Consider the following 20612-nt stretch of genomic DNA (forward strand, 5'->3'; position numbering starts at 1 on the left):
ATGAAAGTGAAACCTGTCGTCACGTACCGCACGACAGCTCAATGCCCGACGCACGCGCGGACCGAGATTCCCATTCGTGATTTAGATGTTGTCGTAGACGAACCGGTCGAACGCGGCGGAACAAATCTTGGCCCGTCTCCGACCGAAACCGCAATGGCAGCGCTGATCGCCTGCACCAACGTCATCGGGCACAAGAATGCGCACCGTTTGGGAGTTGATCTTGGCACAGTGACGATAGACGCGAAATGCAGGTTGGATCGCCGTGGTGTCCTAATGGAAGAAGAGATCGATGTTCCGTTTCCGGAAATTGAACTCACCGTGAATTGTGAAACGCCCGCCAGTCAGGAGGAGCTGACACGCGTGGGTGAGGAAACGGCCAAATACTGTGCCATCTCAAAGCTGTTCGAAGCGGCAGGCACTGACCTGACCGTAAACTGGGTCAAAACAAGCAGCTAAAAGTCAACAGACCCGACTTTCTGGGAGGAGAGAAATGAAAAACTGGACCAAACGCAGCCTTGTTGCGGCTGCTGTGGCAAGCGTCATGGCGATGCCTGCTATGGCGGAAGAGACCATTTCAGCTGTTGTGATTGATGGGTACCCAGATCGGGCCCTATGGGTGAAGGAATTCACCAATTTCTTCATTCCAGAAGTGGACAAGCGGCTGGCTGAGTCCGGTAACTACAAGATGAGCTGGCAAGAGAACTATGGCGGTTCGATCGTCAAGCCGAAGGGTGTTTTGGAAGGTGTCCAACTTGGCCTTGGAGATATTGGGATCGTCACAACGATCTTCCATTCTTCAAAGCTACCTAGTCAGGGTATCTCGGGGTCGACGCCCTTCGTTGCATCCGACGCCCGTGCTGTGGCCAAAGCCGTGGATGAAATCGCGCGTGAGTTCCCGGCGATGCAAAATGAGTTTGCCGCGCAGAACCAGGTTTACCTGGCAACTGGCGTCGTGCTCGATACCTATCAGGTTTTCTGTACAGAGCCGGTTTCGGCTGTTTCAGATCTGGAAGGCCGGAAAGTGGCCGGAGCTGGACTGAACCTCAGATATCTTGAAGGCATCAAAGACGCGGCCGGGGTACGTGGTGGTCTGACCGATTTCTACAATATGCTTCAAACTGGCCTGGTCGATTGTGCGATGCTTTGGCCCGAGGCTGCCAAAACATTCAAGATCGCCGAAGTAGCTCCTTACATGCTCAAAGCTGACTTGGGTGCGGTGAATTCCAAGACGATAACTGTGAATTCTGACTATTGGGCAAAGTTGCCGGACGAAGTCAAAGACGTTCTTAAGGCCGTTGCCATCGACTACCGTGATCATGTGGCCGGTATTGCTATGGACCGCGCCGCGGCCTCAAGGGATGCCTATACCGAAGCCGGCGGAACGATTGTCGAAGTTTCGGACGAAGAACGAGCGGCTTGGGCCAACGCCATGCCAAATGTTGCACAGGAATGGGCAGCCATCCTGAATGAAAACGGAGAACAAGGCGACGCGATTTTGGCCGCTTACCTCGGCAAGCTGCAGGACGCGGGTTTCACCGGAGTTCGTGACTGGACGGCCAAATAACTGGCTGGCGATCCACGAAAGGGGCCTTTCATGCTGAAGACCGCAGTTGCTGGCTTGTCGCGGGTCGCCAATTCGCTTGCAATCGCCGCCAACGCATTGGGTACGCTTGTCGTCCTAGCGTTGGTGGTCATTCTGAATGTTGACGTCATTGCGCGGGGCCTGTTTTCGGCCCCACTGCGCGGAACCTACGAGATGGTGCAATTCTCGGTCGTGATGATCGTGTTCCTGCAGCTGGCCGATGTGGTCAGAGTGGATCGATTGACGCGCTCGGACGGGTTTTTGAACCTGCTACACCATCGTCGCCCCGTTCTGACAGCCAACCTGAGGCGCATCATCAACGCCATTTCGGCAATCTTCATGGCCTTGATCGCCTATGTAACCTTCCCAGAATTTCTTCACATGTGGGAGACACAGGACTACTTCGGAGTACCGGGTCTTTTCACATTGCCTTGGTGGCCGGTCAAACTGGTCATCGCGTGCGGTACTGCGCTTGCCTGCGTGATCTTCCTGCTCAAGGTCGTCACGGCGCAGGACCGCCCGCAACTTGTCCGCACCCCAGAGCATGACGAGGCTGCAGAATGACCCCGATCGAGATTGGCCTGATCTCGGTCATCGCCATCGTCTTTCTGATTTACGCGGGCGTTTACATTCCTATCGCTCTGGGCGTGGTCTCGTTCGTGTCGATCTGGCTGATGCGGGACAACTTCACGCTTGCGCTCAACCTGTTGAAAGTGGCGGTTGGCGATAGCGCGATGGAGTATAGTTTCGCGACAATCCCTTTGTTTACCTTTATGGGGCTCATCGTTTCAAAAGCGGGACTAGGCAGGGATATTTACGAGGTCATGACCATGCGATTTCGCAAGGTCAAAGGCGGTATCGGAATGGCGACCGTCGGAGCAAATGCCGTGTTTGCGGCCGTTACCGGGTCGTCCATTGCGTCCGCATCGGTGTTCACCAAAGTCTCGGTCCCGCAGATGATGGCGCAGGCATATAATCCACGTTTTGCGGTTGGGGTTGTAGCTGGGTCTTCGGTCTTGGGGATGATCATCCCGCCGTCGGCAATGCTGATCATCTATTCCTTCGTGGCCGAACAATCCGTTGGTGACATGTTCCTGGCGGGGGTCATTCCAGGGATTATGCTGGCAATCGCTTATGTCGGCGCGATTTGGGTCATGGGGCGCTTCACCCCAGCTTTCGTCGGTGGTCGTGTTGTTGAAGACACCGAGTGGATGTCAGGACGCGAGATCGCCTCCAAGACACTGCCGACACTGTTCATCATTACCATCGTGCTTGGTGGTATCTACACGGGTTGGTTGACGGCAGTAGAAGCAGGAGCCGCCGGAGCTTTTGTCGCGCTAATCATCGCGGTTGCCCGCAAGTCTATGTCTCCGCGCGCATTCTGGGACGCGTTGCTGGAAACCGGGCACATCACGGCGGCGATCCTGTTCCTGATTACGGCGGCTTCAATATACAGTCGAATGCTGGGACTGGCGGGGTTGCCCAATCAACTTCAGGACTTGCTTGCAGGGAATTCCGCGTCCTTTTGGTCGATCATGCTGCTTTATGTTCTTCTGATGCTGTTCCTGGGAACGCTGCTCGACACGGCGTCGATCATTCTTATCGTTGTTCCGTTGTTCCTACCTATGGCCGAGGCGCTGGATATGTCGCTGATCTGGTTCGGCATTATCACCGTGGTCGGAGCCGAAATCGGGCTTTTGACACCGCCTTTAGGCATATCCTGCTTTGTCATAAAATCCACGATCAACGACGACCGCATATCACTCAAAGACGTGTTCATGGGCGCACTTCCCTTTGCGTTCGTGATGCTGATCGTTCTGTTCATTCTGATCGAGTTCCCGATCCTCAGCCTTGCCCTGATTTAAGGAGGCCAAGATGCGCTCTGTCACCAAAGACAATATCACTGACGTCTTCATGGGGTACCTGTCCAAAGACTCAGATCCACGAATGCGCGAGATCATGGGCTCACTGGTCAAACACCTGCACGATTTCGCACGGGAAACCAACCTGACGCATGACGAGTGGCGCGCTGGGATTGCGTTTCTGGAAGGCTGCGCCGCGGTGGAAACCGAGGATAGGCATGAATTCGTGCTAGCCTCGGACGTGTTGGGCCTGTCGTCATTGGTTGACATGCTGCATTCCAGCCCTGACGCGACCAGTTCGTCTGTGTTGGGGCCGTTTCACGTCTCAGGCGCACCCCCGCTGCCGATCGGTGGCGATATGAAACGTCACTACGGCGGGCCGGTCCTTCTTGCTGAAGGCGTGGTCCGGGATACAAAGGGCAATCCGATTGCGGGTGCCGAGCTCGACATCTGGCAAACCGCACCAAACGGGCTCTACGCCAGTCAGGATGAGGAACAGGATATCTACTCTTTTCATGGCTTGATGACGGTCGGCTCAGATGGCCGTTACGCTTTCACCACGGTCAAACCAGTGGAATACACGGTGCCATCTGATGGGCCAGTCGGAGACATTCTGCGAGCCTGTGGTCGCCATCCCTGGCGACCGTCGCACCTGCATTACATCGTCAAAGCTCCCGGTTATCGCACTTTGGTGACCGAGATATTTCCCGACGATGATCCCTATCTGGATGAAGACACGGTGTTTGGCGTGCGCGACGATCTGGTGATGACATATGTTGAACGCCCGGCTTCTGAATTTCCTGATGGCATGGAGCTTTCTGGTAAGATCCATGAACCTTTCTTGCATGTGAATTTCGACGTGACGCTTGCCAAGGACTGATTGATAGATAGGAGGCTTGAGGTGCTGAAACGTATCTTCATTTTGGGCGCTGCGCTGTTTTGCAGTGCCGCCATCGCACAAGAGCGCCCCATCTTCGACACGCATATTCATTACAGCCACGACGCCGTCGAACTGGTGCCACCAGAACAGGTGGCTAAAATCCTTCGGGATGCGGGCGTACGGAAAGCGCTAGTTTCCAGCTCGGACGACAATGGCACTCAGCTGTTGTTGGACGCGGCACCGGACATCGTCGTTCCAGCGTTGCGCCCGTACCGTCGTCGCGGTGAAATCAACACCTGGATGCACGATGAAACTGTAATTGATTATCTGGAAGAAAACCTGGCCAAAAACGACTACGAAGCTATCGGCGAGTTTCACGCTTACGGCGAAGATATCAAAACGCCGGTCATCCAGCGTATGATTGCACTGGCCAAAGAGCGGAACCTCATTTTACACCACCACGGTGATCGCGAGGCAGTTGACCTGATCTTCGAGACTTGGCCGGAGGCGCGGGTTTTGTGGGCGCATTCTGGCTTTGATGACCCGGCCAGTGTGTCTGACGCGTTGGACACCTATCCCAGGCTTTGGGCGGACTTGGCTTTTCGGTCGGATATGGTTTCACGCGGCCGATTAGACCCGGATTGGAAGGCCGCGTTCGAGGCGCATCCCGAACGGTTCATGGTTGGGACGGACACATTTGCTCCGGAGCGTTGGTACTATGTTGGCCCGCACGCAGATTTTTCGCGTGAATGGCTGGATCTGCTGCCGGATCGGATCGCAGACAACATCGCCTATGCCAACGCTGAACGTTTGCTGGCATCAGAATGATCCGTTGGGTTGCCTGGCTTCTTGCTTCACCGGGCGCAGCAATTGCTTGTGACGCTGTGGGGCAACGCATGGGGTCGGAAGCCCCAGATGCGCCTGCGGTTTATTTGGGTGTCAGCGAAATTCCGTTGGCCCAACCGTTTTCCGTTCTGATTTCAGTCTGCAGTGAAGCAACGGCACATGAGGTGCGTGTTGATGCAATCATGCCCGCTCATCAGCACGGTTTGAATTACGTTCCCGAAGTTTCGGCATTGGGCGATGGAATGTTCCGGGTCGATGACTTGCTGTTTCACATGCCGGGACTCTGGGAGCTGCAGGCTGACGTTCATATCGGAGGGCGATCGCTGTCCTACACATCAGAGATTACGCTCAAATGAAGTTCTGGGCTTTAACCGCGCTAATGGCGCTTCCGGTTGCGGTACACTCAGAAATTCTATTGTCCGAAGAGGAAATACAGCAAACGCGTTCCTTCGGGCCGTGGCCACCAATATACCAGCCAGACCCCAGCAATCGCGTTTCAGGTGACACAAGAGCTATTTCGCTCGGCGCGGCTTTGTTCAACGATCCGGTGCTGTCGGTAGACGGCGCTTTTTCTTGCGCGAGTTGCCACGACCCCGAACAGGCATTTGCAACATCCGAGGCGCGGGCGCTCGGCCGTGTCAGGTTGGATCGGAACACCCCATCCCTGAGAAACCTCGCGGGTCTGCGCTGGTACGGTTGGGGAGGCAAGAGCGATAGTCTCTGGGCAGCAAGTCTGCATCCGATCATCGAAGAACAAGAGATGGCTCACAGCAGCGAAAGTCTAAAGGCGGCAATTTCCGAGAGTTCTTATGCTGCTGATTTTGAGTCCCTTTTTGGCAATATCCGAGATCAAGACCCGGAGTTGGTGCTGGTCAACACGGCCAAGTCTCTATCAGCCTATCTGGAGACGCTTAGAACCGAGCGGACGCAATTTGACAGTTTCCGCGATGCGCTGGAACGCGGAGATCTGTTGGCGGCTGAGAACTATCCCGAAGCTGCTCAGAGAGGTCTAAAGCTCTTTCTGGGGCGCGGGAAATGTGCCCTTTGCCACAATGGCCCGGCATTTTCCAACAATGAATTTCACGACGCCGGTGTGCCTTACTTTCTAAGCGAAACCGAAGTCGATGAAGGACGGTTCGGAGGGTTGAATTTCCTATTTTCAAGCGTCTACACACTGGACGGGGAATGGAACGACGATCCCGCCAGGCAAGGTGCGTGGGCGGTTCGCAGTGTACGTAGGCGTCATTCTGATTTTGGGGCCTTTCGTACGCCAAGCCTGCGCGGTGTGGCTGAAACTCCGCCCTACATGCACGACGGCAGTTTGATCGACTTGGATGCGGTGGTCCGGCACTACAGCGAGCTTAATACCGAAAGGCTGCATGCCGACGGTGAGGCCATACTTTCAGAACTGAACTTGTCCGAGCAGGAGATCGCTGATCTCATTATGTTTTTGGAGACTCTGTCCGGCGTTGCATGGCCTTGAGATACTCCAATTCAGCCTGAATGCCGCCTGAGTTATGCGGCACACCGCATTTGGTTGACCCCATCTCCACGTCAGAGAGTGTGGTCAATGACCCAGCCCGGGGACCTTCAGGCTGGTCCGCCCCGCTGGTCTTGGCGAGTATAGTAAACTCTGTTCCGAATAGATTCGTGGCTTCCGCGGTAAACTGAGACGGCTTCGAATTCGCCTGACAGTGCCGCGACTCACTCCCGCCTAGCTGCACTTAACTCTTCCGTCAGGGGGTTCTGTCGGCATTACCGCGGGTTGCGCCGCCTTCCTCAATCTGAGACGGCTCGATTTGCAGATTGAGGGCGCATTCTCGATGCAAGTCTCTGTTCGTTTGTCGGACCAGGCCAGAGATCATTCGCTTGGTGGAAAAGACTACATTCGGTTTCCGCTGCCGCTACGGAATCTGGAGGATATTGAGCATGAGCGCGGATCGATTTTCGACAGGGTGGTTCGTAAGACGATCAAATTTTTTTAGTCGAGCCGGCCTAGCTGGGTTTTAGCCGCAATTCCTCTGGAACGACACTACTTCAGGAAACCTCCTGACCTTTCTCGGAACAAACTTGCAATCGTACCTCTTGGCGTAGTCACTTATGAATGACGAGCGGAGGAAATCGATGAAGCCTTGGACAATCATGTTTTGTGCGTTCTGCACATTCGCTCTTGTCGCTTGTGCCCCAAAAGTCCGTACATATGAGAAGACCAATTCGGTTTCCTTTTCGGCTAGGACAAACAGCGCACTTGGGCAGGCGGCGACCCGGCTTGGGGACCCCAAAGACGGCCGGTCCGGTGTCAAATTGATCAGCGACGGTGAACAAGCCTTGGTGTCGCGGCTTCTACTCGCTGCAGCGGCTGAACAATCGATCGACGCTCAATACTACCTTTTGCATAACGACCCGACAGGTCACCTCTTTGCGGCCAGCCTTTTGCAGGCGGCGGACCGAGGCGTACGTGTTCGCTTGCTTTTGGATGACATGGACACATCCGGATACGACGCGATGACAGCCGCTTTGGACTACCACGAGAACATTGAAATCCGTTTGTTCAATCCTTTCTGGCGCGACCAAAGCCTGATCATTGCCGGGCTCACGGACTTCAAGCGGATCAATCGCAGAATGCACAATAAGTCGATGACCGCAGACAATGTGTTCACAATTGTCGGTGGCCGGAATATCGGCGCCGAGTACTTCCTGGCGCGGGAGGAAATGAACTATGCGGATCTGGATGTTCTGGCAGCCGGTCCCGTCGTAAATGAAGTTTCGCAAAGCTTTGACGAATACTGGAACAGTGAGTTCTCGGTTCCGGCTCGTGTGGTCGTCGGGCAACCTGAAGAATTCTCGCTTGGCCAAGCGCGAAGCAGACTGAATGAGCTCGTGGAGGCGGCAAAGCAGACCCAGTACGGCGAAGCTCTCAGAAAATCTGCAAGGGAGAATTTTGCAGACGGCACGCTTTCCTTGGATTGGGTGCCCGCAAAACTCTACGCCGATCCGCCTTCCAAAGCCGCAGGGCTTGATAACTCAGATCCAATTCTCGCGTCGCAACTGCTGCCGTATTTCGAAGGTGCTGACAGGGAGGTCAATATCGTTTCGGCCTACTTCGTGCCACGCAACAACGGCGTGAAGTGGATGACCGAACTGGAAAACCGAGGTGTCGAAGTCAAAGTCGTAACCAACTCGCTTGCTTCAAACGACGTAGCACCAGTCTATGCGCACTATGCCAAGAAACGCCGGGCGTTGCTGCGCGGTGGGGTCGAGCTCTATGAATTGCGGCCTGACGCTTATCAGGTCCAACGTCGTGGAATAAACTGGGCTCAATCTCGGTCAGGTCTTCATTCCAAAGCGTTCGCTGTCGATGACAGATATCTGTTTGTCGGTTCGTTCAATTGGGACCCTCGTTCAGTCAACATAAACACGGAAATGGGCATTCTCATCGACTCTCCGGCGTTGACCGCACAAACCATGGGTGCTTTGGACGATGCGCTTCCAGCATATACATATCATGTGACGCTGGAGAGTGCTGGCCAACTCAAATGGAGAACCCGGGGCGAGAACGGAGAAATCCTTCAATATGACTCAGAGCCAACGGGTTCGGCTTGGGATCATATCGTAGCTGGATTTTTCAGTATTTTGCCAATCGGCTCTCAGCTTTAGTAGCGTGGGAGAAGGTCCGTTCCTCTACTGTGCTGTTGACGTTCTATCAATTGCATCGCGCTTGTGGCAGTCTTCTTCGCATTTGAAGAAAAGTGGATAAGCAGGAGGGGCACATGGAAATTCGAACCACATCCGGGCGCGGCCGTTTATATGACAGCGTCCTGGACACGGTCGGCAACACGCCGTGCATTCGCATCAACAAAATCGCGCCGGCCAACGTGACGGTCTACGTCAAGTTTGAAGCCTTCAACCCCGCGGGCTCGGTCAAGGACCGCCTTGCGCTGAACATCATCGAAGCGGGCGAAAGGGAAGGTCGGCTGAAACCCGGGCAAACGGTCGTCGAGGCTACCTCTGGAAATACCGGGATAGGTCTTGCGATGGTATGTGCTGCAAAGGGTTATCCGCTTGTGGTCACTATGGCTGACAGCTTCTCGGTGGAACGCCGCCGGTTGATGCGGTTTCTTGGGGCCAAGGTTGTGCTGACGCCTCGTGCGCTCAAGGGTTTTGGGATGTACTCCAAGGCCAAGGAGTTGGCCGAGGCAAATGGCTGGTTTCTCGCCAGCCAATTCGAGACAAGCGCCAACGCCGACATCCACGAGGCCACGACAGCGAGGGAAATACTCAGCGATTTCGAAGGAGAGCGGCTGGATTACTGGATCACCGGTTATGGAACAGGCGGCACCGTTTCGGGCGTGTCGCGCGTGCTCAAGCGGAATCGACCTGACACCAGGATCATCCTGACCGAGCCTGCAAATGCTGCGATTGTCGGGTCTGGCTACGTGAACACCCGCAATGAGGCCCATCAACCCACTGAGAGCCATCCGGCTTTTGAACCGCATCCCATTCAGGGTTGGACGCCCGACTTCATCCCGTATGTGCTTCAGGAAGCTCTGGACAATGCTTACTATGATGAACTGCTCCCCGTCGCCGGAGCGGATGGTATTGCTTGGTCCAGGCGTCTGGCAGCAGAGGAGGGGATCTTCACCGGAATCTCAGGGGGATCCACATTTGCCATCGCAATGGAAGTGGCCAAAAGCGCCCCGGACGGATCGGTGATGCTGGTGATGCTGCCCGACACAGGCGAGCGGTATCTTTCGACACCGCTCTTTGACGGGATTGCCGAAGATATGACGGATGAGGAACGAGCGATTTCCATGTCGACACCAACGGCGCAAATGCCGACTGAGTGAGTCCGGTCTCGTTGCTCGTCGATGCAGGTATTGGACCCTTCGATCTACTGCATTGATGCCGTCTAAGTTCTGTGGGCAGTGTAGTTATGGCAATGCGTGGCCAGTCGGTCAAACGCTCCGGTTGGGTCGCGAGTCAGAAGTTGAGCGGGCTTCAACCGATGGCCGCCGAGTTTCCTGTGTCAAGGCGGCGTCTGTGCGGTCGAATGCTGACCTATTGCGTTGATCGAGAAAGCCTGTCGTTGACCAAAGATTTGCTTCTTCGATGGAAGTGCAGAAGTTGCACCTTTAACTTAATGGCTTTTGGGTGCCCTTGTGCACGGCGGATTGGGTGATGCAGCGCCTCCACGACCCCGGGCTGGCGTGGCACCACCCTTTGGGGCGCTCGATGGAGTCATGGTCTCTCAGGAAATCGCCTGCCGCAACTGCCCATAGGATCTCTGCAACTTGGTTTCTGGATCGTGAAGCCGCACAAGGGTTTGAGCACTGCGCCGCTGTCGCCGCGCAATGCAAAATGGCTGCAATAAACGCCGGCCTGGACGCGATGCACTCCTGGTCCGGAGAGCAGAACCTCAGCCAAATCCGGCAGGAAACACTTGTGCTTTGGGGCGATCGGGATCGGACTTATCCGTGGAACCAGACGCATATGCTTTGGCAAGAAATCCCCAAGACCTCGCTTGCGGTCGTGCCGGGTTGCGCCCATGCGGTTCATGCCGAGAAAACTGAACTATTCCAGCTTCTGGTCTCTGACTTCTTGGAGTGATGGGCACTGCAGGCGGCAGGGCGCTCTGCAGGAAACAGCCGAGTTCGGGCTGTTGAAGTTTCATTGGCGTTTTTTCAAGAGCCAAGCGGGTTTATCTTCGTACCAGTCGCAGCGCACGGGTTTTCCGCGCAGGGCCAGAAAGACCTATGTGAATCGCTCGTGGCTCGATTTGACGGCGACACGGGGCCCACACTCAAGTCTCACGAAATGCTTTCGCAAAGTAGTCGCTGAACGGTTTGATAAGGTAGGCAATCGGTGTTCTGTCCTGCGTCCGTATGAAGGTTTCGACCGGCATTCCAGGGACCAGAGGTGTTTCCGCGGGCAGTTTTTTCTGCTCTCCGGCATTCAGTGCGATCTCGGCCGTGTAGTAGGTCTGGTTTGTCGAAGCTTCCTCGAACGCATCCGCAGAAACCAGGGTGACCCGTCCTGTCAATTCGGGCGTCTTGCGCTGATCCATGGCCGAAAAGCGCAAAACGACATCTTGTCCGACGAACATCTGGTCAACGTGAATGGGGTCGACGCGGGCACTTATGATCAGCGGACGATCCTGCGGAACGAGGTACAATACCGGTTCAGCCGGTTTCACAACCGCGCCAAGGCTGAAGATGTTCAATCCATGTACGACCCCAGAGACCGGCGCCGTGATTTCAAGGTTGGCGATACGCTCTGCGATATTCGTCGTTTCCTCGCGTAATTCCAGTTCCCGATACCGCAGGTCCCTGAGGCGGGTAATGGCATCTTCGCGGCGTTTGCTTTGCAACTTGAGGATTTGAATCTCGATTTCGGTCTTTCGCCCCTCGGATTCCGCGATACGGGCAGTCAGATCACCCATCGTGCCGCTCAAGCGTGCTTCTTCCCGTTGCAATGACAGAACGCGGGATGCGGGGGCCAATCCGCGTTCAAACAAGGATTCCTGATCCGTCAGTTCCTTTCGTATCAGGTCCAGCTGGGTGGCAAGCGCCAGTTTTTGAGCATCAATCCCGACAATCTGACTGTCGATCTGACCAACTCTTTTGAGTTGCTGATCAATCTCCTGCGCGATGGACTCCTTGCGCGCCACAAACAATCGTTCCTGCCCATAGACCAAGTCCGCGATGTCGATGTCCAAAGATGCGGCTTGCTGAAGTATGGGGTCAAAGCGAATTTCTTCGGTTCCGTCTCTTTCCGCCTCAAGACGACCACGGCGGGCCATGAGCTCGTAAAGCTCTTTTTCGGCGATCGCCAATTTGGTGGCAAGGTCATTGGACGCCAGCTTGATCAGAACATCACCGGCCTCGACCAAGGACCCTTCGTCAACAAGTATCTCGGCGACCACGCCGCCATCAGGGTGTTCCACAACCTGTTGATTTTGATCGACTTCAATTCGACCGCTGGCAACGATTGCCCCGGCAATATTGGTCGTGAAGGACCAATATCCAAAGCCCCCAAGCAAAAGCATCAGGCCCACGAGACCCACGAGCACTGGGCCGCGCGCTGACCAGGACAGGGACGAGTTTACATCGGACCGTTCCGGTTTCATTTCAGGCCTCCCTGTCTGGCGGTTTTTGCGATTTGTTCGTGGTTGATAACGAGTTTCCGAAGAACGTCTTTCTTGGCGCCGAAGTCCCGGACGGTGCCGTTTTCAAGCATTATCAGCTTGTCGCATTCCTGGATTGCGGCCGGTCGATGGGCCACGATCAACACGGATTTTCCGTTTGCCTTGAACTCTTCAATTGCGCGATTGACCGCGGCACTGCCTTCGACGTCGAGGTTTGAATTTGGTTCGTCCAGCACCAGCAGAACGGGGTCGCCGTACATGGCGCGGGCAAGGCCGATACGTTGCATCTGACCACCGGACAGTTGCCCTCCGTTCGCCGACACGTAGGTGTCATAGCCATCTGCGAGCCGCAATATCATCTCATGCGCATCTGCTTTCTTTGCGGCTGCCACGACGGCGGCATCGTCCGGCTCGGGCGCCATTCGGGCAATGTTTTCGGCAATCGTGCCGTCGAACAGCTGAAACCGCTGCGGAAGATAGCCGATGAGGCCGCCAAGTTCGGTCGAGCCGTATTGATCCAGCGCGGCGCCATCCAGCCGGATCGTGCCGCTGTGCGGACGCCATACGCCAGTCAAGGATCTGGCAAGTGTGGATTTCCCCGCGCCGGACGACCCAATCAAGCCAACTGCTTCGCCGGGGTTCACGTTGAAGGAAACGGCTTTCAGAGCGGCTTGCCGTGAGTTCGGCGGAAAGACGGTCAGGTTTTGAACAACCAACTTGGCTTTGGGTTTCGGCAGTCGCGTATTCACACGTTCGGGGGGTACGGTGCCGAGCAGTTCGGCCAGATTGTCCCAGCCTCTTTTTGCGGTCTGAACCAACTGCCATTGCGCCACAAGCTGCTCCATCGGTGCCAGCGCCCGGCCCAGCAGGATTGAGCTGGCAATCATTGCGCCTGCAGTCAGTTCCCCCTGAAGCACAAGAAATGCACCGACACCAAGGATGGCCGACTGCAAAAACAACCGGAAAGTCTTTGTTACGCTGGCAAAGCTGCCGCTTACGTCAGCCGAGCGGATCTGCTCCTTCAGCGCCCGGTCGCGCAAGGCCTTCCACCGCGTGAAGGTCGCATCGCGCATACCCATCGCCTCAACGATTTCGGCTTCGTTCCGCAACTGGTTGGACATTGCTTCGGACGAGGCGACAGCGCGGCTGGCATTCGACATGGGCCGTGCCGAAAAAAATCGGTTCAAGCCGGTCAGTGCCAAGATGACCAAGCCACCCAGCGCGGCGACAGCACCAAGCCAAGGGTGGAATATCCAGATGCCCAAGAGGAAGACGGGAGTCCAAAACACGTCGAAAAAGGCCATTGGAACCGGAGAAGACAAAAGCCGCTGAACAGCCTCAAGATCGCGCAGGCCGGTTTCCGTTTGATCGTCCGGAGCGACCGAGGCTTTGCGCTGCACCGCCTCGAATACCCGACGGTCAAGCCGTGCCTGAAAACGTGCCGCGACGCGTCCGAAAATTCTTCCCCGAGCATATTCAAGCAGGCCCAGAATGCCGTACAAGAACGCAACAAGCACCGAGAGAGCGACCAGCGTTTCCACGGATCGGCTGCCCAAAACCCGGTCGTACACCTGCAGCATGTACAATGGCCCTGTCAGCATCAGAAGGTTGGTGAAGCAACTGAGAACACCGACAAAAACGTACAGCCGCCAGCTTTGCCGACGCACTTCGCGAAGTTCCTGACGCCCCGTTTCAACTACGAATTTGGGTTTTCCCATTGGCCGTCACCTTTGTTCTCAACTGATGATCGATACGCTGATCTGACCCGGTTGGATTTGTTTTTGGTTTCGGCCTCAGCGAGCCCGGGAACGCTCTACGCGCCACCGCCGGGGACATATCGTGATTCAGAAATATTTGATCCGAACGGCCTGTGCGCTCCGTACCAGCGGTAAGCCAATCGTTGGCTTGCAAATCTCAGGTGGAGGAAATTATGACGACAATTGCAGGAATTGCCGCAGGAAATCCAAGCTTTAGCATTCTTGTCGCAGCAATAGGTTTTATCGATGACCAGAAGGGGACTGACTACCTCGGTGTCCTCAGTGGAACGGCTGGTGACCCTTCTGCGACCTACACGGTTTTTGCCCCGACAAACGCGGCATTCGGGCAGCTCGCAGCTGATCTGGGTTTTGCGGGCGACGTTACTGACACCGCAGCCGTAACCGCATTTCTGACCTCTCTGAACGAAGATCCGGTCGAAACCGCAACGCTGCTTGAGACGATCGTCACCTATCATGTTGCAGCAGGCACCCAAGGTTCGTCCGAGATTGCGTCGGCGGGTTCGGTGACCTCACTTCAGGGCGGAGTGATCGATGCGTCCGAATTGCCGACACTTGGCGATCTGGAGCCGGACCTCATCAACCCGTCGCTGGTGCAGACAGACATCCAGGCGGACAATGGCGTGGTCCACGTGATTGATCGCGTTCTGCTGCCGATCGATCTGCCAGGCAATGACGCTCCGACGATCACCGAAACCGTTCTTGCGATAAGCGGTGCATCCGGCTTTGACGAAAACGGGGGTGATTTCGACATTCTTCGAGAAGCCCTGATCGCGGCTGATCTGGCGGGCGCCCTTAATGACCCGAATGCCGACCTGACCGCCTTTGCGCCGACCGATGACGCGTTTATCGCGCTCTCGAACTCGCTGGGATACGAAGGCAGCGATGAGGGCGGAGCGTTTGCATACCTTGTTGACGCACTGCGTTTGCTCAACGGCGGAAACGATCCCATCGAACTGTTGACGACGGTGCTGACATACCATGTCTCGGGTGAAAGCCTGCAGGCCAGCCAAGTTCTTGCGTCTGAGGAAATCGAAACGCTCCAGGGCGGAACGATTGGTGTGGATGCCGAGACCCTTACCCTAGTCGATGCCGATCCGGACGTTCAGGATCCAAGCCTCATCGCGACCGACATTCAGGCGTCTAACGGTGTGATCCATGTGTTGAACGGCGTTCTGCTGCCCGCCGATCTACTGCAATCTGACGGTTCAGGGGCAGTCGATTTCGTCATCGGAGACGATGGGCGCGAAGTCATCCGCACAGGTCGGGACAATGACCTGATCGATGCCAAGGGCGGCAACGATATCGTTTTCGCAGGAAGTGGTGACGATCTGGTTCTCGCCGGTGACGGTCGGGACAAGGTTTTCGGCGGCAAGGGTGACGACACCCTGAACGGCGAGGGTGGAAACGACATCATCTTCGGCGGCCGTGGAAATGACGAGATCGCGGGCGGTGCCGGAAACGACAAACTCATCGGCGGCTCGGGCTCTGACAGCTTCGTCTTCGAACAAGGCGGCGGACATGACACTGTGTTCGGCTTTCGCGCAGGTCGCGACAAGATCGACCTCAGCGCCTATGGCTTCACAGACTATGAGGAGGTCGAGGATGCGATCAGCGGCCGTTTCTTCAAGACCAAGATCGATTTGGGAGACACGGAAATCTCGTTGTTCGGCGTCCGCGCCAGCAGCCTAGACGAAGGTGATTTCATTCTCTGATAGGCTAGCCCGCCTGAACTGACCAAAACTGTTTGGGCGGGCTTTTCTTGTTGAAACGGCTTCACAATATTTTTCGGGAACAGTGTTTTCGGCGTGTGTGGCGATAGCCGGGGCAAACGCCGATACTTGCCTTAAGTTATTTATTTTCAACACTTTTAGCCTTTTGGCCTGCGTGCATCCTGCAAGACGCAGGCACCCAATCAAGGTCGAAAACTCGTGATTACAGCGGTGCCCGGCGAGGTCGGGCCACGCATCGCGCGAAGCTCACCGCTGGCATCCTCAAGGCGGACTTCTCTGGCCACCATCGGCTGTATGTCTACGTCACCCCGCTCGATCAGGCCAAGCAGACGCGGGTACTTCCAGGACGGCATGCCCCGGGTGCCAAAAACCGAGAGCTGTTTGGAATATATCGCGCGCATGTTCATGCGCATCCAACCGTCACCCGACGGCATCCCAATCTGCACATGACGGCCCAAGATCGCGAGGCACTCCAGTGAAGCGTTCGTCGTGGTTTCGATGCCCAGAGCTTCGATGGAAACTTGCGCTCCTCCACCGGTGATTTCCAGGATCGCGGTCGCCGCATCCTCTTTGGATGCATTGACCGTCGCGTCCGCGCCGTGGAGTTTTGCGTGCTCGAGTTTCTCATCGACCACATCCACCACGACAACCCGGCATCCTAGCATTTTCGCAAGCAAGAGGACGGACAGACCAATTCCTCCGGTTCCATGAACAGCAACCCATTCGCCCGCAGCAACATCTGCTCGGTCCGTCAAAGCATGCCATGCGGTGGTGACGCGGCAGCCCAGGCCGGCGGCGAGGGCAGGGGAGAGTGTGTCTGGCAAGTGAACCAAGTTATGGTCAAAGGGCACCGCAACATATTCCGCATAGGCACCCGGTGCGCCAAATCCGGGAACGATCTGGTTGGCGCAGGTATTCGACACTCCGGTTTGACAGGCATGGCAACTGCCGCACCCTAGGATGAATGGGGCGATGAGGCGATCACCCACTTTGTGTTTCGCATTGGACCCGGCCTCGACCACGGTGCCACAGTATTCGTGCCCCAGGATGGAGCCGTTTTGAACTTTCGGGTGGGCACCGGACCAGCCGTGGTAGTCCGAGCGGCACACGCCGCAGGCGGCGACCTCCAAGACCACTCCGTTGTCGGGGCAGGTTGGGTCCGGGACCGTTTCAATCGAAAGGTCCTCGTTGAACTCTCTGACGACTGCAGCTCGCACTCCGCGCTCCCAAAATGGTTTCTTCGACCCAGAAATCCCGTCCCGTCAGAACTAGACGGGTCGGTCGCCTTTCACGGTTACACGCCGCCCCTTTCGTTCCGCGGGCCAATAGTCCCAGATGGCACGATGCATACAGCAACGATTGTCCCAAAACGCCATATCGTTGAGCGACCACCGGAACCGGATTTGATAGTTGATCTGTTCGGCATGCTCGAAAAGCATGTTGAGGATCGCCTCACTTTCCTTGGCCGACAAGCCGATAATCTTCGTTGTGAACGTTCGGTTGACGAACAGCGATTTTCGTCCTGTCTCGGGGTGAGTTCTGACGATCGGATGAATTGCTTCGGGGCAATCAATATCCGCGTCCTTTTGGCCCCGGTCGCTGTACCGGCCCTTGTAGATGTGTTCGGAGCTGTGGAGGGCGGATAGGCCGTCGAGCATGCTTTTGATCGGTTCGGACAGATTGTCGTAAGCCGCATACATATCGCTGAACATGGTGTCCCCGCCGCAAGGAGGGGCGATGTGGATCTGAAGCATTGTTCCCAATGGGGGCGTCTCATCACATGACACGTCCGAGTGCCAGAACTCACCGTTGGCCACCTTTGAATTTTTGGTGGCATGGATCTCGAATATCTCCGGATACCCCTCCATCGTTGGGGCTGCGGGGTGTGCGTGGAGCGGCCCGAAGCGTTTCCCAAACTCGATGTGCTGCGCAGGCGGTATCTCTTTCTGCTCTTTGAAGAACAGAACCTGATAGGTGTGAAAGGCATCGCGGATTTCGGCGAACTGGTCGTCGGGCACAGGCTGGCTCAAATCGACCCCATAGATCTCGGCCCCGAGGTTCGGAGCGAAAGGCTTGGCAACGATGGACGTGTAGGTGTTGGACTTTGGGGCAACCATGGGGACCTCGGGGCGCTGTTTCATTGAGCTTGTTTCGCGCAGGGTACAGATCAAAAAATGTAAACAAAAACGAAAATGATTTGATCCATTGGTGAAAATCTCTCACCTTTTATGAACCCGGACAAAGGTGGCGAGGTCTTTGGGATGAGCATTCGAGAGCTGCGAACTTTGATCGCAATACATCGGCATGGAAGCTTTCGAGCCGCATCGGAGGCCGAGCATCTGACGCCGTCGGCGGTAAGCCATCAGATGCGGAATCTTGAAGCCATGTGGGGGCTCGACTTGTTTGACCGGTCGGCCAAGACACCCAAACTGACCAGTGCGGGGCTCATGCTTGTCGAAGAAGCGGCGGCGGTCGTCGCCGCGTATGATGGCCTGGCCGACAAGGTGAGATCGGACAAGGAACTTGCCGGCGAGATCATCTTGGGTGCAGTTCCAACGACTTTGACGGGTTTGGTGCCTGCTGCGTTATCAAGGCTGAAGTCAGAACATCCTGACGTGCGTGTCAGAATTGTTCCGGGCTTGACCAATCAGCTGCTGTTGCAGCTGGATCGCAAGCAGGTTCACGCAGCGATCATCTCACGCCCGGATATTCTGCCGAAGTCGCTGGAGTTCTCGGAAATCGTGACCGAGAAACTGGTCCTGCTCGTCTCGGAAAACACTCCGGACCTTTCTCCCGAAGAACTGCTCGGCGCGTTGCCGTTTATCCGGTTCACTCGCGACGCGGTTGTGGGGAGGCAGATCGAGACCTGGCTGCAAAGGGTGGGCATAGAAGTCAAAGACGCCATGGAGCTTGAAAGCCTCGAGGCAATATCGAGCATGGTCGCCGCTGAACTCGGGGTCTCGATCATACCTGACAGTCGTCTGGCGTCTTACGACCATTTGCGGCTCAAAAAAATTCCTCTGGAGCAGTTCGGACCTCGACGCATCGTCGGTCTTGCGAGTGTGGCAATGTCACCCCGTGCCAGAATGGTAGACGCTGTCCGGGGTGCGCTGCTGGATGCGGTGGGAACCTAGTCGGTTCTCAGGCGGAGCCGTAGCCCCTGATTGCTTTCGAGAATTGCTTTGGTGGCTGCACGTCATTGACGCCAGAAGCCGGTAGAGTGGCGGCGATGATTTTCGCTGCACCCAGAACCAGTTTCGTCATCGACGGGCGGCTGCTGTTCGCTCGAAAACTGTGCATCTCTTGGAAGGCCGCCAACTGGAAAAGCCCGTACAACTTGCAAAGTTTGAATTGATCGTCACACTTCTCGTATGAGCGAGTATTTTGATGAGATGTTCAACGGCGACGGATCTCTCAGAGGTCCTTACGAAGAGATCGGACGTTGGTTCAATGCGGAAGATGTCTCACGGCTGAGGGCCAAACAGCGCGAAGCCGAAGAAGTTTTCAGGCTGACGGGGATTACTTTCAACGTCTACGGCAAGACCGAGGCCGAAGAACGTTTGATCCCATTTGATATCGTTCCGCGCGTGATTTCAGGGCGCGAATGGCAACGACTGGAACGTGGCATTGAACAGCGGGTTCGGGCGATCAATGCGTTTCTTCACGACATCTATCACCGTCAGGAAATCGTGCGTGCCGGTCGCGTGCCGGCAGAGATGATTGCCAGCAACGAAGCCTTCCTGCCGCAGATGTTGGGTGTCTCACCGCCGGGGCAGGTCTACACCCATGTGGTCGGCGTCGACCTGGTGCGTACCGGGCCAGACGAGTTCTTCGTTTTGGAAGACAACGCCCGTACGCCGTCCGGGGTCAGCTACATGCTCGAAAACCGGGAAACCATGCTGAAGATGTTCCCCGAGCTTTTCAGCGCGACGAATGTGCGCAATGTATCCGATTACCCCCGCAATCTGAGACGCTCGCTTGCGGCCAGTGCGCCGGCCTGCGCGGATGGCGAGCCGACCGTCGCGGTATTGACTCCGGGGATCTACAATTCAGCCTATTTTGAACATGCGTTTCTGGCCGATCAGATGGCCGTGGAACTGGTCGAGGGCCACGACCTGCGGGTTGTCGACGGGCGCGTCTGCATGCGTACCACGCGAGGTTACAAACCAATCGACGTTCTTTACCGCCGGGTTGACGATGATTTCCTGGACCCGCTGAATTTCAACCCGGGCAGCGCGCTGGGCGTTCCCGGCATTCTGGACGTCTATCGGGCTGGGGGCATCACGATCGCCAACGCGCCGGGCACGGGCATTGCCGATGACAAGGCGATCTATTCCTACATGCCTGAAATCGTTGAGTTCTACACGGGTGAGAAGCCTCTGCTCAAAAACGTTCCTACGTGGCGCTGCAGCGACCCCGAGTCGCTGTCCCACGTATTGGACAACCTGTCGGATCTTGTCGTCAAAGAGGTGCACGGGTCGGGCGGCTATGGGATGCTGATCGGTCCGACCGCCAGCAAGAAAGAGATCGCGGCCTTCCGTGACAAGCTCAAGTCGCGGCCGTCGAACTATATCGCGCAGCCCACGTTGTCTCTCTCGACAGTACCGATCTTCGCCCGTTCGGGACTTGCCCCCCGGCATGTCGATCTGCGGCCGTTTGTTCTGGTGTCCCCGGATGGGATCGAGATCACACCCGGCGGCCTGACGCGCGTTGCGCTGAAAAAAGGGTCTCTGGTCGTGAATTCAAGCCAAGGCGGCGGGACCAAAGACACCTGGGTTCTGGAGGACTGA

General features: G+C 56.2%; 18 protein-coding genes. 14 read left to right on the top strand and 4 right to left on the bottom strand.

The annotated features are described in order from the left end of the window. The 11 genes from ACR0MM_RS00205 (at position 1) to ACR0MM_RS00255 (ending at position 10777) form a co-directional block, all read left to right on the top strand. On the top strand, positions 1 to 456 hold the full coding sequence (locus ACR0MM_RS00205) for an OsmC family protein (RefSeq protein WP_480695308.1): 456 nt from the start codon (positions 1 to 3) through the stop codon (positions 454 to 456). A gap of 34 nt (positions 457 to 490) precedes the next feature. Continuing rightward, on the top strand, positions 491 to 1564 hold the full coding sequence (locus tag ACR0MM_RS00210) for a C4-dicarboxylate TRAP transporter substrate-binding protein (RefSeq protein ID WP_480693754.1): 1074 nt from the start codon (positions 491 to 493) through the stop codon (positions 1562 to 1564). A 30-nt stretch (positions 1565 to 1594) separates the two neighbouring features. Beyond that, positions 1595 to 2146, top strand: coding sequence for a TRAP transporter small permease subunit (locus ACR0MM_RS00215; RefSeq protein ID WP_170339943.1), 552 nt, complete (start codon positions 1595 to 1597; stop codon positions 2144 to 2146). Continuing rightward, positions 2143 to 3447, top strand: coding sequence for a TRAP transporter large permease (locus ACR0MM_RS00220; protein ID WP_170339327.1), 1305 nt, complete (start codon positions 2143 to 2145; stop codon positions 3445 to 3447). The genes ACR0MM_RS00215 and ACR0MM_RS00220 overlap by 4 nt, the downstream gene beginning before the upstream one ends. A gap of 10 nt (positions 3448 to 3457) precedes the next feature. Further along, positions 3458 to 4324, top strand: a complete 867-nt coding sequence (locus ACR0MM_RS00225) for a dioxygenase family protein (RefSeq protein ID WP_170366815.1) — start codon at positions 3458 to 3460, stop codon at positions 4322 to 4324. Positions 4325 to 4345: 21 nt separating this feature from the next. Continuing rightward, positions 4346 to 5152 (top strand): amidohydrolase family protein, encoded by an 807-nt coding sequence (locus ACR0MM_RS00230; RefSeq protein WP_480693756.1) that lies wholly within the window; start codon positions 4346 to 4348, stop codon positions 5150 to 5152. After that, complete coding sequence (locus ACR0MM_RS00235) at positions 5149 to 5526, top strand: hypothetical protein (protein WP_170366817.1); 378 nt, start codon at positions 5149 to 5151, stop codon at positions 5524 to 5526. Before ACR0MM_RS00230 ends, ACR0MM_RS00235 begins: the two co-directional genes overlap by 4 nt. Beyond that, entirely contained in the window at positions 5523 to 6653 is a 1131-nt protein-coding gene (locus ACR0MM_RS00240; protein WP_480693759.1) for a cytochrome-c peroxidase, read from the top strand. Before ACR0MM_RS00235 ends, ACR0MM_RS00240 begins: the two co-directional genes overlap by 4 nt. 641 nt (positions 6654 to 7294) lie before the next feature. Beyond that, complete coding sequence (locus tag ACR0MM_RS00245) at positions 7295 to 8827, top strand: phospholipase D family protein (protein WP_480693761.1); 1533 nt, start codon at positions 7295 to 7297, stop codon at positions 8825 to 8827. 113 nt (positions 8828 to 8940) lie between these two features. Beyond that, the gene (locus tag ACR0MM_RS00250) at positions 8941 to 10017 is read left to right on the top strand and encodes a PLP-dependent cysteine synthase family protein (protein ID WP_480693763.1); all 1077 of its coding nucleotides are present in this window, start codon (positions 8941 to 8943) and stop codon (positions 10015 to 10017) included. Between the two features lie 511 nt (positions 10018 to 10528). Further along, complete coding sequence (locus ACR0MM_RS00255; protein ID WP_480693765.1) at positions 10529 to 10777, top strand: alpha/beta fold hydrolase; 249 nt, start codon at positions 10529 to 10531, stop codon at positions 10775 to 10777. Positions 10778 to 10970: 193 nt separating this feature from the next. On the opposite strand, the gene ACR0MM_RS00260 is transcribed toward ACR0MM_RS00255, so the two are convergent. Both ACR0MM_RS00260 and ACR0MM_RS00265 read right to left on the bottom strand, forming a co-directional pair. Beyond that, positions 10971 to 12296, bottom strand: coding sequence for an HlyD family type I secretion periplasmic adaptor subunit (locus ACR0MM_RS00260; RefSeq protein WP_170441919.1), 1326 nt, complete (start codon positions 12294 to 12296; stop codon positions 10971 to 10973). Further along, a complete protein-coding gene (locus ACR0MM_RS00265) occupies positions 12293 to 14032 on the bottom strand; it encodes a type I secretion system permease/ATPase (protein WP_480693767.1) in 1740 nt (579 codons plus the stop codon). The genes ACR0MM_RS00260 and ACR0MM_RS00265 overlap by 4 nt, the downstream gene beginning before the upstream one ends. A gap of 212 nt (positions 14033 to 14244) precedes the next feature. Between ACR0MM_RS00265 and ACR0MM_RS00270 the strand changes: the two genes are divergently transcribed. After that, complete coding sequence (locus tag ACR0MM_RS00270; protein ID WP_170366846.1) at positions 14245 to 15804, top strand: fasciclin domain-containing protein; 1560 nt, start codon at positions 14245 to 14247, stop codon at positions 15802 to 15804. A 200-nt stretch (positions 15805 to 16004) separates the two neighbouring features. Here ACR0MM_RS00270 and ACR0MM_RS00275 read toward each other — a convergent pair whose 3' ends face one another. Beyond that, complete coding sequence (locus ACR0MM_RS00275) at positions 16005 to 17039, bottom strand: zinc-binding dehydrogenase (protein ID WP_170419433.1); 1035 nt, start codon at positions 17037 to 17039, stop codon at positions 16005 to 16007. Between the two features lie 51 nt (positions 17040 to 17090). After that, on the bottom strand, positions 17091 to 17963 hold the full coding sequence (locus ACR0MM_RS00280) for a TauD/TfdA dioxygenase family protein (RefSeq protein WP_217354722.1): 873 nt from the start codon (positions 17961 to 17963) through the stop codon (positions 17091 to 17093). Between the two features lie 120 nt (positions 17964 to 18083). Between ACR0MM_RS00280 and ACR0MM_RS00285 the strand changes: the two genes are divergently transcribed. Further along, positions 18084 to 18956, top strand: coding sequence for a LysR family transcriptional regulator (locus tag ACR0MM_RS00285; RefSeq protein ID WP_480693770.1), 873 nt, complete (start codon positions 18084 to 18086; stop codon positions 18954 to 18956). A 237-nt stretch (positions 18957 to 19193) separates the two neighbouring features. Then, entirely contained in the window at positions 19194 to 20612 is a 1419-nt protein-coding gene (locus ACR0MM_RS00290) for a circularly permuted type 2 ATP-grasp protein (RefSeq protein ID WP_480693772.1), read from the top strand.

This window comes from Ruegeria sp. BC6 (assembly GCF_056539185.1).